General features: G+C 67.7%; 16 protein-coding genes. 2 read left to right on the forward strand and 14 right to left on the reverse strand.

The features are described 5' to 3' along the window. Window positions 1-264: 264 nt before the first annotated feature. Window positions 265-1,089, reverse strand: coding sequence for an alpha/beta fold hydrolase (locus LZ605_RS03180; protein WP_249843759.1), 825 nt, complete (start codon window positions 1,087-1,089; stop codon window positions 265-267). Between the two features lie 185 nt (window positions 1,090-1,274). Between LZ605_RS03180 and LZ605_RS03185 the strand changes: the two genes are divergently transcribed. Continuing rightward, window positions 1,275-1,661, forward strand: a complete 387-nt coding sequence (locus LZ605_RS03185; protein WP_249844986.1) for a hypothetical protein — start codon at window positions 1,275-1,277, stop codon at window positions 1,659-1,661. A gap of 74 nt (window positions 1,662-1,735) precedes the next feature. On the opposite strand, the gene LZ605_RS03190 is transcribed toward LZ605_RS03185, so the two are convergent. The 13 genes from LZ605_RS03190 to LZ605_RS03250 all read right to left on the reverse strand — a co-directional run bounded on the left by LZ605_RS03190 (window position 1,736) and on the right by LZ605_RS03250 (window position 14,343). After that, window positions 1,736-2,452 carry a DUF2968 domain-containing protein gene (locus tag LZ605_RS03190; RefSeq protein WP_249843760.1) on the reverse strand — a complete coding sequence of 239 codons (717 nt, stop codon included), beginning with the start codon at window positions 2,450-2,452 and terminating at the stop codon, window positions 1,736-1,738. 100 nt (window positions 2,453-2,552) lie between these two features. After that, window positions 2,553-4,706: a TadG family pilus assembly protein gene (locus LZ605_RS03195; protein WP_249843761.1), complete on the reverse strand. Its 2,154-nt coding sequence runs from the start codon at window positions 4,704-4,706 to the stop codon at window positions 2,553-2,555. Window positions 4,707-4,714: 8 nt separating this feature from the next. Further along, complete coding sequence (locus tag LZ605_RS03200) at window positions 4,715-5,173, reverse strand: DUF3613 domain-containing protein (RefSeq protein ID WP_249843762.1); 459 nt, start codon at window positions 5,171-5,173, stop codon at window positions 4,715-4,717. Then, window positions 5,170-6,063, reverse strand: a complete 894-nt coding sequence (locus tag LZ605_RS03205) for a Flp pilus assembly protein TadD (protein WP_249843763.1) — start codon at window positions 6,061-6,063, stop codon at window positions 5,170-5,172. The genes LZ605_RS03200 and LZ605_RS03205 overlap by 4 nt, the downstream gene beginning before the upstream one ends. Further along, the gene (locus LZ605_RS03210; RefSeq protein ID WP_249843764.1) at window positions 6,063-6,998 is read right to left on the reverse strand and encodes a type II secretion system F family protein; all 936 of its coding nucleotides are present in this window, start codon (window positions 6,996-6,998) and stop codon (window positions 6,063-6,065) included. Before LZ605_RS03210 ends, LZ605_RS03205 begins: the two co-directional genes overlap by 1 nt. A 28-nt stretch (window positions 6,999-7,026) precedes the next feature. Next, window positions 7,027-7,983: a type II secretion system F family protein gene (locus LZ605_RS03215; protein ID WP_249843765.1), complete on the reverse strand. Its 957-nt coding sequence runs from the start codon at window positions 7,981-7,983 to the stop codon at window positions 7,027-7,029. A gap of 2 nt (window positions 7,984-7,985) precedes the next feature. Beyond that, window positions 7,986-9,335, reverse strand: coding sequence for a CpaF family protein (locus tag LZ605_RS03220; protein ID WP_249843766.1), 1,350 nt, complete (start codon window positions 9,333-9,335; stop codon window positions 7,986-7,988). Next, window positions 9,320-10,576 carry a fimbrial protein gene (locus LZ605_RS03225; RefSeq protein WP_306803819.1) on the reverse strand — a complete coding sequence of 419 codons (1,257 nt, stop codon included), beginning with the start codon at window positions 10,574-10,576 and terminating at the stop codon, window positions 9,320-9,322. Before LZ605_RS03225 ends, LZ605_RS03220 begins: the two co-directional genes overlap by 16 nt. A gap of 26 nt (window positions 10,577-10,602) precedes the next feature. Continuing rightward, complete coding sequence (locus LZ605_RS03230; RefSeq protein ID WP_107230810.1) at window positions 10,603-11,961, reverse strand: type II and III secretion system protein family protein; 1,359 nt, start codon at window positions 11,959-11,961, stop codon at window positions 10,603-10,605. Window positions 11,962-11,979: 18 nt separating this feature from the next. Then, window positions 11,980-13,020, reverse strand: coding sequence for a Flp pilus assembly protein CpaB (cpaB, locus tag LZ605_RS03235; RefSeq protein ID WP_249843768.1), 1,041 nt, complete (start codon window positions 13,018-13,020; stop codon window positions 11,980-11,982). A gap of 23 nt (window positions 13,021-13,043) precedes the next feature. Further along, window positions 13,044-13,520 (reverse strand): TadE/TadG family type IV pilus assembly protein, encoded by a 477-nt coding sequence (locus tag LZ605_RS03240; RefSeq protein WP_107230808.1) that lies wholly within the window; start codon window positions 13,518-13,520, stop codon window positions 13,044-13,046. Then, complete coding sequence (locus LZ605_RS03245; protein WP_249843769.1) at window positions 13,517-14,062, reverse strand: A24 family peptidase; 546 nt, start codon at window positions 14,060-14,062, stop codon at window positions 13,517-13,519. The genes LZ605_RS03240 and LZ605_RS03245 overlap by 4 nt, the downstream gene beginning before the upstream one ends. A gap of 89 nt (window positions 14,063-14,151) precedes the next feature. Beyond that, window positions 14,152-14,343, reverse strand: a complete 192-nt coding sequence (locus tag LZ605_RS03250) for a Flp family type IVb pilin (protein ID WP_107230806.1) — start codon at window positions 14,341-14,343, stop codon at window positions 14,152-14,154. Window positions 14,344-15,033: 690 nt separating this feature from the next. Between LZ605_RS03250 and LZ605_RS03255 the strand changes: the two genes are divergently transcribed. Then, window positions 15,034-16,014 carry a helix-turn-helix domain-containing protein gene (locus LZ605_RS03255; RefSeq protein ID WP_249843770.1) on the forward strand — a complete coding sequence of 327 codons (981 nt, stop codon included), beginning with the start codon at window positions 15,034-15,036 and terminating at the stop codon, window positions 16,012-16,014. The last annotated feature ends 11 nt before the right edge of the window (window positions 16,015-16,025 follow it).

The raw sequence follows: 16,025 nt of genomic DNA on the forward strand, positions 1-16,025 counted from the left end.
AGGCGGCGGCACCACAACGACATCTGAGCGGCCCCGGGTAGAGCCGGCCGCTGGCCGGCTGTGCAGATTGCGATGGATTGATCGGGTTGCCGGCCAGCGGCCGGCACTACCGAAGGGGCGGCGGCACCACAACGACATCTGAGCGGCCCCGGGTAGAGCCGGCCGCTGGCCGGCTGTGCAGATTGCGATGGATTGATCGGGTTGCCGGCCAGCGGCCGGCACTACCGATGGGGCGGCGGCGCGGTGAGGCGCCGCCGCGGTACATCAACTGCGTGCGAACGCCAGCAGGTCGGCGTTGAACTGGTCGGCGTGGGTCACGGTCAGGCCGTGCGGGGCGCCGGCGTAGACCTTCAGTTCGGCATTGGCGATGATCTGCGAGGACAGCTTGGCCGAGGCATCGAACGGCACGATCTGGTCATCGTCGCCGTGTACCACCAGCGCCGGCACGTCGATCTTCTTCAGATCATCGGTGTAGTCCACTTCCGAAAACTCGTGCACGCAGTCGTACTGACCCTTGACGCCGCCCAGCATGCCCTGCAGCCAGAACGCATCGCGCATGCCCTGGGTGACGCTGTTGCCATCGCGGTTGGCACCAAAGAACGGCGTGGTCAGGTCCTTGAAGAACTGCGAGCGATCGCCGCCGGTGCCCTTGCGGATGCCGTCGAACACTTCCAGGGGGGGGCCCGCCGGATTGCCGGCAGTCTTGAGCATCAGCGGCGGTACGGCGCCGACAAGCACCACCTTGGCCACGCGCTTGCTGCCATGGCGGCCGATGTAGTGCGCCACTTCACCGCCACCGGTGGAATGGCCGACCAGGATGGCGTCTTTCAGGTCCAGTGCTTCGATCACCGCGGCCAGGTCGTCGGCGTAGGTGTCCATGTTGTTGCCGTCCCAGGTCTGGCTGGAGCGGCCGTGGCTGCGGCGGTCGTGGGCGATCACGCGGTAACCGTTCTGGCCCATGAACAGCATCTGCGGGTCCCAGGCATCGGCGGACAGCGGCCAGCCATGGGCGAACACGATCGGCTGGCCGGTTCCCCAGTCCTTGTAGAAGATACGAGCGCCATCGGCGACGGTGACGTAATTGCTCATTGCAGGTTCCTTGGCGGAAGGGAGGAGGGCGCCGGGCGGAGTGCCGGGCCCTGGGCAGTACAGCGCAGCACCGCGCGGGTGGCTTGCACCGGTGTGCCGGATTGCTGCCGGCATGACGCCTCTCGCTCTGGCGCACGGGCGACCCGGCACCGACGATGGCGGCCGGGTCATCGGGTGTGGATCGGATGCTGAAAACGTGCGCATGGCTGCTGCCGGGTCTGTTGCTGGTCGCGAACGTGCAGGCGCAGACCAACGTCTACAAGTGCGTGGACGGACCGCATCCGGTCTACCAGCAGACGCCTTGCCAGGGCCGGGCCGAGTGGCGTTGGGAGGTTGCTGCCGAACCCGGGCCATCGTCGGCTGCGGCGGTGACGGAGCGCAGGGAGAGCCGGCCGAAACCGGCTGCGATGCCGCCACGGCGTGCACAGGCGGCGCTGATCGCGATCAGTGCCGATCCCGGCGGCTGTGATCGCGCTCGCCGGCAACGGCAGGCGGCGCTGGCCAGGCGCGTCCGGTTGGATCTGGTGCAACGTCGCCAGCTGGATGATGCGGTATACGACGCCTGCCGCTGACCGGAACCGATCGGAGGCCAGAAACGACAACGGCGCCCTGGGGCGCCGTTGTGCGAGGGGGTGAAGACCGGCGCTCAGCGACCGTCGCTGGCCGCAGCCGGTGCCGGTGAGGGCACGCTCTCCGGCTTGGGCAGGCTCAACTCCGGGTTGCCCTGTTCGGCCTGCAGGATCTGGATGCGGCGCTGCAGGGCGTCCAGCTGGCTGTTGGTGCTCTGCACGTCGGTGCTGAGGCTGACCGCCTGCTGCTGGGCCTGCTGCAGCGCGGCGCTGACCTGTGCCGACTGCGCCTGCTGCTGTTCCATTTCCTGCTGCAGGGTGCGCAGGCGTGCCTCGTTGTAGGCCACCAGACGCTCGGTGTAGCGCTTGCCTGCTTCAAGGCGGGTAGTGTCGATATAGACCTGCGCCAGCTGCTCGGACTGCTGCGCGAACGTGCGGTAGACGCGCTCGGCATTGTCCACGGCGTCGGTCTTGATCACGCGCCAGAAGTTCTTTTCCTGGAACAGCGCGACGTAGTAGGTCAGTGTGCTGGCGTTGAACAGCAGGCTGGCGCCGTAGTTGCCGTTGTAGGTGGTGCGCAGCTCGGTCAGCTGGCGCGCATCCATCAACTGCTTGAGCTCATCCACGGTGTTGCGCACGACCGGTGCAGTGCGGGCCGCCGGTTCTTCCGTCGCAGCGGCGCGGTCGCCACGGGCCGCCATGGCCGCCGGTGCCACCAGCATCATGGCCACGGCCAGCACTGCCGCGCTGCGCGCGTGCCGGGCGAAGACCGGGCCCCCTGAAGTTTCTCGCATGTCTAGACCATCCACGGGTGAAGTGTGGGTTGAGATGAAGGTGGTTCCCCGCCGGGAGTCTAGCATGGGTACGGGCGCCGCCAAGGGCGCCCGTCACGGCTCAATACACCAGTTGCGCGGCGCTGCACTGGATCGATTGCACGTTGACGTCGGTGCGGCCCAGCTCCAGCCCCAGCACATTGGCCAGCAGGTTGGTCAGCAGCGTGCCGATGCTGTTGAGGACCGGCTTGAGTGCGGCCAGGACCGGCTTGAGCAGTGTGCACAGCAGGCCGCTGCAGCTGACGGTGCCGTCGGGATTGGAGACGCCGCTGCCGCCGGTGCCGTCGAGGAAGCCGGCCGGCGCGGTCTGGATGTAGGAGGCCAGGTTGTTGCGCACGCAGCCGTTGTAGTCGATCAGGTTGCCGAGCAGGCTGTCGCAGCGGTTGATCAGCAGGCCACCCACCAGGGAACCGAGGAGGCCGTCGAGGACGCCCAGCCCCTGGCCGGTCACCGTCACTTTGAACGCATCCCAGACCGGGCCGTCCTTGTGACAGGTGGCCAGGTTCAGCAGTCCGCACGCATAGGGCAGCCCACCGGGCACGTTCCAGCTGTTGAGCGGCGCCAGTTGCCGGCTGGGGTCTCCGTCGCGCAGCAGGGGAATCAGCTTGTCCACGTCGTAGCGGGTGTTGGGGGGGAAGGTGGCCTGCAGATAGCGATCCGCGAGCGCCTTGGCGGTGTCGTTGGCACTCATGCCCTGCTTGGGTGAACTGAGCATGCCCGACAGCACGCGCAGCAGTTCATTGACCAGGTCGGAGACCGCGTTGCCCAGGGCCAATGGATTGATCTGGGTCGAGCCGGTCTCGCCGGCGGCCAGGGTCAGGCTCTGCGAGCTGGTCAGCGCCGGCAGGGTGATCTTGTCGGTGATCAACGGCTGGCCGAGCAGTTTCAGCAGCTGCTCGTTCTGCAGCGTGGCGTCGCAGACATTGCTCTTGGAGAAGCGCTGCGCGGGCGCAACATTGCCCACGCAGGCGCGCAGCACCGAAGAGTCCACCTGGATGGTTGCCTTCGGCGGACTGGCGCCGCACTGGATGCCGGTCAGCGTGCCCATCGCGTTGGCGACGTCCACGTGCAATGGCAGGTGCAGCCGCGTGCCCAGCAGATTCAGCAGCGGGCCGAGCGCGAACAGGTTGTTGCTGTCCACATCCACCATCAGCCGCACCTGGGCGTTGTAGGCGCGGGTGCCGACGCCGCCCATCGCGATCGACGGGGGTTCGACCACGCCTGCCTGCACGTTGATGCCGAGCAGGTTCAGGCCCTGCACGGTGACGGCGTTGCCGGCGTTGGCGATGGAGATGGCGGTGGTGACCAGATTGAGAACGTTGATCTGTGATTCCAGCGCGCTGCCGACCGTACCGTCGGGCGAGACGACCTCGGCGAACAGACCGCCGCCGCCGGATTGGCTGCCGAGCACGATGTTGAGCTTGTTGATGTCCAGCTGGGTGGCGACCAGATCCGACAGTGCCCGCAGCTGCAGGCCGACCGTGGTATCGCGGCCGACCACGGTGGCGGTGGCGTCGACCAGCTGCGCCAGCGAGATCTTGTTCACCGACAGCAGTCGATTGAAGTCGGCCACGCTGAGGTTGGCGGTGACCGGGATGTTCAATGCCTTCAACAGACCCGACGGGGTGACGTTGGCCTGGGCCAGGCCGTCGTAGGACAGCACAGTGGCGTTGGTCACATCCAGGCCGACCATGCGCAGGGTGGACAGCAGCAACGAGTCGCCCTTGGTACGCAGCAGCTGCGAGCCGACCGCGAACACCGCGGTGGGTTCGGAGCGGCGGGCCACCGCCTCCACGCTGACCGTGGGCAGGCTCGTGTTCTGGCCGAAGAACGGCAGCACGCTGCGCTCGGCGACAACCTGCACTGCATTGCGCGGGTTGCTGGCGTCCACGGTGGCGGCAAAACGATTGCCGGTGCCGCGGCTGGCGCTCCAGTTGCCGCAGCGGATCTGCAGCGAGCCTGCGAAGCCGTTCTGGGTTACCGCGCTCTGCCGTGCGGCGCTGTTGTCGCTGTTGTCCGCGCTGCACAGTTCCAGGCGTTGCGCGCCGGCCAGCGCGGCCAGGTCGGCCACCTTCTGTGCATCACGTTTGGCCCAGAAGAGGTAGCCGATCTCGATCAGGCCGAGCATCGCCAGCATCGCCAGCATGACCAGCATCATGGTGATCGACATGCCGCCGCGTGGGCGGTTGAAGCTGAACTGGCGTGGGCGTCTCATGGCCTACCTCAGCGTCCGGATGAGGATGCGTCCTTGGACCTGGCGACATCGGTTTCGAAGAAGTCGGGAATCTCGTGTTCGAAGCTCTTCAGATAACGGGCGTAGCTCAGCGTGGCCTGGTCGCCGAGGATCGGCAGCCGCTGCCCGGCGCGCTGCCCGGACGCCTGCAGGCGGAACAGGTTGCGCGTGGTGTCGCCGTCGCGCAGCGGTTCGCGGCGAGGCGTGGGCAGGGGGCTGCCTGCGGCCTCGGCCGGCGGCGCCGACGCAATGGCCGGCGGCGGCGCGCCCGGTGTGGTCAGATCCACCGTTGCCACTGTATCGGCCTGCATCGGCTGCGGAGTCGGTGCCGGAGCCGGGCCACCCAGCATCTGCCCGGTCAGCGGCGGCTGCTGGGCATGCACGACGCTGGTGACCAGCGCACACGCCAGCGCAGGCAGCAGGCGTCGAATCAGAGGCGTCGCGGTCATGGCGTATTCCCGGTTGTGGGGGTGGCGGTGCTGAATCGCTCCAGCATCGAGGGGGGCAGGCGCTGCGGATCGCGCGTGTCGCGCTGCTCACGGCGCGGTTCGGAGGCGACCCGGTTGCTGCTGCCGGCTCGCTCGGATACGGCAGCGGGGACGGCGACGGCGCGCGCGGGGGCCGTTGTCTCTGCCGCCACAGATGCGCTTCGCTGTTGCAGGCGCAGGCGGATCTGCTGGGCCTGCTGCTGGATGCTGCGGCGGGTGTCCTCGTTGAGGTTGCCCTGCGCAACCAGTCGCTCGGCGGTGGCGCTGTCGCCGCGCAGTACTGCCCAGAGCGCCAGGTTGGCGGTGGCCTTGGCGTTGCCGGGCGACAGTTCCAGCGCCTTGGCCAACGGCTCGCGGGCCTGCTCGAACCGGCCCGCACGCAGGCGGGCGTAGCCGAGATCGCCGAGATAGTCGGTATTCAACGGTTGCAGCTGGGTGGCGCGTTCGAGCGCCTGTTCGCTGCCGGTGTCATCGTCGCGACGGGCGGCGATCAGGCCCAACCCGTGCGCGGCGGCCGCCGCCTGCGGACCGCTGGACAGTTCGCGATACAGGGCGATGGCAGCGTCAGCCTGGCCGGTCTCGCGCAGTGCGTCGGCCTGCAGCAGGCGCAGCGCCGGGGGGTCTCCATAGCGTTGGCGGAACGCATCGACGTGGGCCAGCGAGGCATACCAGGCGCCCTGCAGCTGCATGCGCCCGATCAGCTCCAGGTAGGCGTTGCGGCTGTCCTGCGGGGCGGGTTCGGGAGCGGCCAGGGTGGGCGTACGCAGGTACTTGGGCGTGGTCGAGGCGCAGCCGCTGGCCAAGGTGGCCAGGCTGAAGGCAAGCAGGCAGGTGGTGCGCAGGGCAGGCATCAGGCAGATCCCATCTTGGACATGGTGGTGGCCAGCGCAACCAGCGCCGGACCGGCGAGCACCAGCATCAGGGCTGGCAACAGGGTCAGCATCATCACCACGGTCATCTTCACCGACAGCTTGCCGACCTTCTCCTTCAAGGTGTTCCGGCGCTGCTCGCGCAGGCGGAGACTGAACTGCCGCAGCGGCTCCTGCACCGCGCCGCCGTGCGCGTGCACCTGCAGGATCAGCTGCATCAGGCTGGCCAGGTCGTCATCACCGTAGACTTCGCTCAGCCGCCGCAGCGACTGCGCGCGGGTGCGCCCGTGGGTGTAGGCCACATTGGCGTCCTGCAGTTCACCGCCCAGCACCGGCAGTGCATCGCGCAGCTTGTCGCCCAGCGTCTGCAGGCTTTGGTCCATGCTGAATCCCACACCCTGCAGCAGGCGCAGCAGATCGATCAGCAGCGGCAGTTCGTTGTCGACCGCGCGCCGGCGCCGCTTGACCCAGGAAGACAGCACGAGCTTGGGCAGCAGCAGGCCGGCGGCAAGTGCGCCGATCACCACCATGACCTTGCCCAGGCCCTGCGCATCGCTGAACGCCAGCGCCAGTGCCAATACCAGCAGCGCCAGCAGCAGGCGCAGGCCCAGGTAGATGGCCGTGCCGCGGCGGGTGTTCCAGCCGGCCAGGTCCAGCAGCAGGCGGTCCTCGTTGGCCAGCAGCGCGGCCTCCAGGCGGCCGCCACTGAGCGCACGGCCGAAACGTTCCAGCCAGCCCAGCGAATCGCGCCGCGTGGCCTCGGCCTCGCGGGTTTCGTCGCGCGGTTGCAGTGCGGTCTTCAGGGTGGAAGACGTGCGTTGTTCGCGGTCGCTGCGGATCCAGCCGGCGATGCCGAGCAGGGCCACGCCGGCGGCAAGCACCAGCAGCGAGAGCATGAACCAGACGCTGGCACTCATCGGGCACCCTCCGGGCGGCAGCGGGCAGTCATAGCGATTTGGCCAGTCGGTACAGCAGGAAGCCGCCGACCAGCTCCAGTCCCAGGGCGATCAGCAGCACTTTGTGGCCGAGCGGATCGTGCAGCACCGGCTGGAAGAAATCGGGGCTGGAAATGGCCATCAGTACCGCGCTGGCCGGCGGCAGCAGGCCAAGCACCCAGGCCGACATGCGCGTTTCGGAGGTGGTGGCCGCCAGTTCCTGCTGGGCCTGTTCAAGGTCGCGCATGAAGTCGCCCATGCGCTGCAGGATCTGGTCGGCGCGGCCACCGATGCGCACGCTCACGCCGATCACCACCGCCAGCACCTTCAGCACGTCCATGCGGTAGGGCTGCGCCGCCAGGCCCAGCGCACGGTCCAGATCCATGCCACTGCGGGCATAGCGCACCGTGGTGTCGAGCAGGCCGCGCAGCGGTGCACTGGTCTGCATCGAGGCGACCTGGAAAGCGGCCTGCAGGCTGTTGCCCAGCGCAGTGAGGCGTACCAAGTTGTCGAGGAAGTCGGGCATCTGGTGCAGCAGCTGCGCGCGCAGCTTGGTGATCCGCCGCATCACCCACAGCCAGCAGCCAAGCAGATACAGCAGCAGGGTCAATGGGAACATCCACGCGGTTCCCAGCCGCATCGCCGCGACCACCGACAGCACCAGCCCGGGCACCACCAGCAGCAACGGCAGTTTCCAGCCCGGGGCCAGCCCCGCCCGTTGCAGCAGCCCATCCCAGGGCAGCCCACGGCGGCTGCTGGACGCCGGACGGGCCGGATCGTTGGCGGCGCCGATGGACGCACCAGCTGGCACCGTGCAGGCGCCGCTGCCGCGCGCCAACTGCTGCTCGGTGTGCTGCAACGAAGCCTGGCGCTGCTCGCGGCTGCTGGCCGTACCCCACAGCCATGCCGCCAGCGCCAGCAGCACCGAGATGATGCTCAGCACACCCAGCAGCAGGCCGGCACCCATGCTCAGAAGTCTCCGTACAGCGATTCGCGCAGCTGCTGCCGGAACGGCTCCAACTTGTGCGAATGTGGATGGAAGCCAAGGCCGATCCAGCGATCGGTTTCGCGGCCAGTGCCGTCGATCTGGACTTCGTGACGGAACATCTCCTGGGTGGTGATCAGATTGTCACTGACGCCGGTGATTTCGGTGATCGACACCAGCACGCGGCGGCCGCTGCCCAGGCGCGAGATCTGCACGATGAAGTCGATGGCACTGGCAATCTGGCGGCGCAGGCTGTCCTCGCTGCCCTGGAAGCCGGCGAACCCGGCCAGCATCTCGATGCGGTAGAGGCAGTCGCGTGGCGAATTGGCATGGATGGTGGCCATCGAGCCATCGTGGCCGGTGTTCATCGCCTGCAGCATCTCCAGCACCTCGGCCCCGCGGACCTCGCCCACCACGATGCGATCGGGGCGCATGCGCAGGCTGTTGCGCACCAGATCGCGGATGCTCACCGCACCCTGGCCTTCGGCACCGCCGATGCGGCTTTCCAGGCGCACCACGTGTGGATGGTTGAGCGACAGCTCGGCGGTGTCTTCCACGGTGATCACCCGCTCGTTGGCCGGCACATAGCTGGCCAGTGCGTTGAGCAGCGAGGTCTTGCCCGAGCTGGTGCCGCCTGACACCAGGATGTTGCAGCGGCCCAGGACCATGGCCTTCAGCAGCGCCTGCATCGGGGCATCGAAGGTGCCCTTGGCGAGCAGTTCGTCAGGCGTGAACGGGTCCTTGCGGAACTTGCGGATGGACACCATCGGCCCATCCACGGCCAATGGCGAGATGATCGCGTTGAGTCGTCCGCCGTTGGGCAGGCGCGCGTCGACCATCGGGTTGGAATCGTCCAGGCGACGGCCGAGCGGGGCAAGAATGCGGCGCAGGATGCGCAGCAGATGCGTGTCATCGGTGAAGCGCTGGGTGGCACGCTTGAGCTGGCCGCCCTGGGAAACGTGCACATCCTTGAAGCCGTTGATCAGGATGTCTTCGATCGACGGATCGTGCAGAAGATCGTCCAGCGGCCCGAAACCGGTCAATTCCTTGACCAGGCCCTCGGCAACCACCTGCATCTCCTCTTCGTTGATCGGGATGCGCCATTCCTGGATGAAGCCCACGGTCTGCACCTGCACCCAACGGGCGATGGTGTCCGGGGCCCACGAGTCGATGTCGATGCGCTCGTCTTCGATGCTGTTGAGCAGGTGCTCGTGCGCGGCCGACAGCACCTTCTGGTACTGCTCGGTCTGCGCGAACGGCAGGTGGCCCGGCGCACTGTCAGGCTGCATCGGGCGGGCCACGGCGTGCGGGAACGGAGTTACCTTGTCTTCCATTGCGATCCACCCAGAGCAAGGGAGAGTCTTTCCCGCAGACCCTGTGCCTGGACCGGGCAGGCTGCCGGATCCAGGCGCGAGACCAGCGGGGCGAGGGCACGCAGATAAGGGTCGCGCGGTGCATCCTGCAGCAGCAGATGGCCCTGGCTGGCGGCCAGGCGTACACGCGGACGTTCGGGCAGGGTGGCCAGCAACGGAACCTCGAAGCGTCGTGCGATCTGTTCCGGGCTCATGCCGCTGCTGTCGTCATGGCGGTTGATCACCAGCTGCAGGCGCTTCTCACGCTCACGTTGACCGGCCAGATGCTTCAGCGCCTGGTCCAGCGAAACCAGGGTGGCGATCGATGCGTCGGTGATGAGCCAGATTTCATCGGCCTGGTCCAGCAGCAGCGGCGGCAGCTGCCGCAGCGGGCTGCCGCCGGCGTCGCACAGGACGCTGGAAAACACCGCGCGCAGGCGCTGCAGCAGCGCGCCGGGGTCGGACGGCGGCAACGCATCGCTGCCGCAGGCGCGGTCGAGCAGCACCAGCCCCGAGTCGTGGCGCGCCATCGCCGTGCGCGCCAGGGTGGCGTCGATGCGGCTGGCATTGCGCAGCGCATCTTCATAGTGGAAGCGGCTGTCCAGGTTGAGATACAGGGCCAGGTCGCCGGAAGGCTGTGCCAGTTCCACCAGCAGGCCATCCTGCTGCGCGCCGTCGCCCTGGGCCAACGCACGGGTCTGCTGTGCCAGCACCGAAAGATGCGCGGCCAGGGTGCTGGTGCCGACTCCGGCGCGCACGCCCAGCAGCACGATCAGGCGTGCCTTGTGCGCGTGCTGTGCCACCGCCGCCGGGCGCGGCGAAAGGGCACGGCGCAGCGCCGCCTCGATGCCGGCATTGTCGCTGTCCAGATCCAGCACATCGCGCAGGCCGGCGCGCAGGGCGATGACCACGCCTTCGACCTGGCCGGCACCGGTGGCCCCGACCGCCACCAGGGTCAGCTCCGGCTGCGTCTGCTGCAACTGCTGCGCCAGCACGCTGGACGCGGCCGCATGTTCGGGCCTGAAGTCCAGCAGCACCAGGCTTTGCGGACCGCGCTGCAGGTCCTGTGCGGAGGTCGGTGCGCCGCTGTCCTGCCAATGCAGGGTAGTGGTCGGCGGCAGCTTGGCCGCCAGCCGGGGCAGCAATTCGCGATCCATCCCGTACAGGACCAGATTCATCGGCGGGCCTTGCGGATGCAGCGTCTGGGCGGTGGCGTAGGGCATGGGCGTGGGGTCGCAGGCATTGGGAATCAGCGCGAGAAGCCCGGCACCGGGTCCCGGCTCACCGGGCCCAGCAGCCAGGCGCCCCACTCGGGCAGGTTCGGCTTGGCTTCGCGCTCGCCGGGCAGCGGCAGTTCGGTGTTGCGTGCCAGCGGCTGCACCAGGCGCGGGGTGACGATGATCACCAGCTCCTTGTCCTGGCGCTTGTAGTCGAAATTGCGGAAGAACGAGCCGATGATCGGCAGATCGCCCAGCAACGGAATCTTGTTGACGTTGGAGACGATGTTGGAGCTGACCAGCCCACCGATCACGAAGCTCTCGCCATCACCGAGCTCGACGGTGGTGTCGGCGCGACGGGTGGTGATCGAAGGAATCTGCACGTTGTTGAGCACGATGGCGTTGCTGTAGTCCAGGTCGCTCGCTTCCGGTGCCACCTTCAGCGCGATGCGGTTCGGCGCCAGCACCGTGGGCGTGACGGTCAGGCCGATGCCGAACGGCTTGTAGGTGATGGTGGTGGTGCCCAGGCCCTGCGGCTCCAGGATCGGCAGCTCGCCACCGGCCAGGAAGCTGGCGCTCTGCCCGGATAGCGCAACCAGTGTCGGCTCGGCCAGGACGCGCGCCATGCCATTGCTCTGCAGCAGTTCGACATCGGCGTTCCACAGGCCCTTGGTGGAGCCGAACACCAGACGGAAGGCGGAGGAGATCGGCGAGCTGGCTTCGTTGCTGCTTTCGCCCTCGGTCATGCCGGGCAGCAGGCCGGTATTGCCCGGCAGCGTGGAGCCGGGGCGCGCGAAGCCGTAGGCGAAGCCGCCATTGCGGTTCTGGAAGTTGATGCCGATCTGTTTCATGGCGGTCTTGTTGAATTCCACCACCTTCACTTCAACCTGCACGACCCCGCCGCTGCTGATGGTGGAGGCATCCACCAGCGCGCCATCCTTGCCCAGCGCCATCGCCGCGGTCCGCTGTTCCTGCATGTGTGAAAGCATGCTGTCGGTGCTTCCCTGCAACAGGCCCTGCTGGTCCTGCTGGGTGAACAGCAGATCGTTGCCGCCGCTGCCGGCCGCACCCTGTACCGCACTCTGCACGCGCACCTGCACGCGCTGCGGTTCGGCCTGCTTGCGGTGCCACAGCAGCAGGGTGGTGGTGCCGGGCATCTTGCCCACCAGCAGCGCCTGGCGCTGGCCGCGCAGCATTACCAGGTCGGCCACGCCGGGGTCGGCAATGGCGACCCGCTCCAGATCCGCCGGCAGGGTCCAGGGGCGCTGCTCGCGCGCCTGCAGCACCAGATCGTCGGCGGCCACGCTCGTTGCCGGTGCCAGCAGCACCAGCAGCAGGGCCAGCCAGCGCTGGCGGGTGGAGGGGCGTGGGCTGCGGCGACGTTCGGTCATGGAGGCGCTCGATGCAGGTCAGAGGGAGCCGCGGGGCGTAGAGCTGTCGCCGCGGATGATTTCGATGCCCGACGCACGCGGGGCGCTGCGACGCGGAGCCGGCGCGCGGGCGGGGCCATCGTTGGCGGTGCGCGCCGGCGCGGCGCCGCGACCGGCCAGCGCATCGCTGTCCAGGCCCGCGAAGGCATGGTTTTCCGGGCGTTGCAGCGCCAGTTGCTGCTCCGCATCCAGCCCGCGCATCGGATCAATCACGCCGCGCGACTGCGGAAACAGGGCAAGATCGGGCAGGCCGGTATCGGCGGGATTGCGCAGCGCCAGGAACAGCTTGCCCTGCTGGGCGCCCAGCAGCAGCCGGTTGGCATCGGCCACCGGCACCGCCAGCACCGCGCTGCGTGCCGGTTGGGTGGCTTCGCTGGCACTACCGTGGCTGCTGGTGCTGCCGCTGGTGATATCGGCCGCGCGCGGGTCGTTGCGGGCGTCGGTACCGTTGCTGTCGGTGGCCTCGATGGCGACGGGTGCGATGTCCTGCTGGCCGTAACTCAGTACGCGCAGGCGCGACAGCAGCAGACGGGTCTGCGCGGCCTCGCCAGGGCTGCTGACGTTGGGCTGGGCATTGCGCAGGTTCAGGAAGACATCGACGAAATCGCCCGGCAGGATGCGGTTGCCCGCGCCGACCAGCTCGTCCACCGGCACCGCAAGTGCGCGCTCGCCGGGCCGCAGCTGCAGCGAGAAGCCCTGCGCCAGTGCGCTGCCGCTGATGGCGGTGCCTTCGGCGATGTCCTGCACGGGAACCTTGCCGACCACGGCGGCCAGGGAGGTGGCCGCACCGGCCACCGGTGTGGTGCGTTGCGCCAGGCGCAGCCCGTTGGCGGTGATCGGTTCGCCTGCGGGCAGGCGGGCCACGGCCTCCACCACGGTGATCGTCTCGGCCGGGCCGTGCGCGGTCGGGGCGACCGTGGCAGGCGCATCCGGCTTGCGCCCGATCATGAAGGCGATCAGCGCCAGCAGCACAGCCAGACCGATCAGGCCGATGGCAGCGATGCGGGTCAATTTGAGCATGGATGCGTCTCCTGTACCGATCGTCAGTTGCCGCTGCCGAGGTCGAGCTGGGCGACCGCAACGCTACGGATGGGCGCCCGCATCACCCACTTGTAGAGCGTGGCGGTGCCGGGCAGAAAAGGGGATGCGGCATAGTCGTAGCTGACGGTCACTGTCATGCACTGCGCCGTGGCGAGGCCTTCGCAAGGGGCCTGCGCCGAAACCACGATGGCGTTGCTGCCGCCGTTGCTGCAGTCAACCGCCTGCCTGGAAAACTGCAACAGCCATTGCATCGAGGTGCGCGCCGCCACGCAGGCTGCGGTGCGGCGCTCGCCCGCAGTGCCGTAGCGCAACGATGCCCGGGCCCCTTCCGCCGAGGCGGTGGCCAAGGTCTGCTGCGCGGCCATGATCATCACGCCGGAAAAGGTGAACAGCAGCAACGGAAGCAGGCCGAGCATCAGCATCAGTGCGAATTCGATGCTGACCACGCCACGTTGCCGACGAGGACTGCGCCTGCTCATGACACGTCTCCGTAGGTGCGTACCAGGACCCAGCCGATGGCCGACAGTGCCAGGTACGCGGCATAGGGAATGCCGCGCCGTCCCTGGCGGGCGGCCAGCATGTCGCGCAGCGCCGGGTGCGACTGCCACTGCGCGCTGGCGCGGTCGACCTGGCCCTGCAGGCCCAGTGGAAGGACGGCGCCGAGCTGCCGCGACACCAGAATGAGCACGGCATGCAGGCCCGCGGCCAGACTTGCGGCGATCCAGACCGGCAGCAATGCCTGCCAGCCCAGCATCAGCCCCAGCACCGAGAAGAACTTGACGTCACCTGCGCCCATCCAGCGCATGGCGTAGAACGGCAGCAGGGCGACAAGGCCGAGCACCGCGCCGGCGACGTGGGAACCCCACGGCAGGCGCGGTGCGCTGAACTGGCCGGCGATGATCAGTGCAATGGAGATCGCGCATGCCGTCAGCAGCCAGGCGTTGGGCACCCGACGGGCATACAGATCGCTGATGGCGATCCGCAGGCTTACGCCGATGGCCAACAATCCCAGCAGTGTCATCGCACACCCCATCGTCCGTCACTGGACGGTCTGTCCAAGGCCCAAGTCTTCGCGTGCGGGCCAAGGCCCGCGACCTGTGCGCCGACGCACTACTTGGGTGCGGAGCCGGAGGCCTTGGTGGCGAGCGCGGACAGGTTGTCGAACAGGGTTTCAAAGAAGCCCTTGATCTTGTCGTTGCCGACTGCGATCAGGACGCCGGCGATCACCGCGGCCAGCAGCCCGTATTCGAGTGCGGTCACGCCGTCTTCTTCTTTCAGGAACCTGCGGATGGAAGCGTTCATGACGGTTGTCTCCCTCTACCTGTCTTCGACAGGACACCTGCGTTGGGCGGTGGCCCGGCTCCGCCGGGATCGTCCGTGGACCTCCGCACATCCTGGCGGAGGAGGCACTGCGGGCAATGGCCCGCTGTGCTCAAGCAGGGTGATCGGCTCCAGATGGGACACCCTTCGCGCGCACCCTGCCGCGCGGCGCCGGGCCGCGGGTTGCAAGGTCGTGCGATCGGTGCATGGTCATGCTGTCCCCCTGGGTGTGGCCGCTTCCGCGCGGCCCGATCACCGTGATATCGACTTTGCCTGAATGGCAGTCCGCTGCAACCGGAACCTATATGCAAATTCGGCAGAAAATGCCCGGCTCTTAAGTCTTCATACTGTTTATGTGACGCAAATCCGTTTCCTGGCAAAACGATTCATCGATGTGTAGATAATGGGCCGCGTGGTTTTCGCATGCGAAAACCATGCCAGTGGCGAAGACATTTTCTTCACCTGTGTATCGATTTTGTTCAATGCGGCCCATGGGTTTACCAGCGTGGATTATCGGGCATACTCGTATTCAAGGTGCAGTAGTTACCCGGATGGTGTTTGCCGCATCGGCGGCAGCCAGCCCGGCAGCAGTGGCGGTTCCAGGAACGCTGCGCGCCCTGTCAGGCAGTGGGGGCCGCAACGCAATGCGGATCAACGGGGGACAACACTGTCATGGTCGATGGTGGGGTGGGAGACAGCGGCGACGGCGACCTGCGGTCGATAGACCTGGCGACGTTGAGCGGCGTGCTTCGCGTATGTGATGTCGAGCTCCTGCTGCTCGATGGCAACGGGCCGCGGGCGGCATTCGTTTCGCGCGTACACGAGGAAGCCCTGTTCTGCAGCATCAGCTGCGGGTTCCATTGCCGCGGCCGCTTCATGCTGCCGCCGGACTGGGCAATGCTGGGCTACCTGCACGCTACCGACGAGACGCTGAGCTGGTGCCACGGCGTGCCGCTGACCACCGGCATGGCGCTGACCGTGATGCCGGAGGGCATCAGCGAGTTCACCCTGAGCCCGGGCACGCACATGACCCTGATGCTGGTGCCGGTGGCGCGCGTGCAGCGCAAACTGACCGAGCTGAGCCTACGCAACACGCCGCCGGCCGGCCAGGCACTTTCCCTGTTCAATCTGCCCAGCGAGACGGCACCGCTGGCACGCCATTACCAGCAGCTGCACCTGGAGCTGGGGCAGGGCGGCGGCCTGCAGCCCGAGGAAACCGAGCGCCTGCTGCATGAGCACGTGCAGGCACTGCTGGCGGCCGGCAGTGCTGATCGCCCGGGTTGCAGCCGTGCCCGACGCACGCATTATCTGATTGCGCAGCGGGCGGAGAACTTCATGCGGCTGAACCTGCGCCGCAATATCTACATGAACGAGATCTGCGATGCCGCTGGCGTCAGCGAGCGCGGCCTGCGCTATGCATTTGAAGATCTGTTCGGAACCTCGCCCAACCGCTACCTGTCGATGCTGCGGCTGTGCGCGGCCTGCCGCAGCCTGTCGATGGCCGATTCCAGCCGCCGTTCGGTCAAGGCCATCGCACTCAGCTGCGGCCTGTGGGATCTCTCACGCTTCGCCGACAATTATCGGAAGGTATTCGGCGAGCTGCCACGCGATACCCTGATGCGCGCGCCCGCGCAGATCGGCCAGCCTGCCTGAGCCAGGTGTAT

Source organism: Stenotrophomonas maltophilia, from assembly GCF_023518235.1.
In the GTDB taxonomy this organism is placed as follows: domain Bacteria; phylum Pseudomonadota; class Gammaproteobacteria; order Xanthomonadales; family Xanthomonadaceae; genus Stenotrophomonas.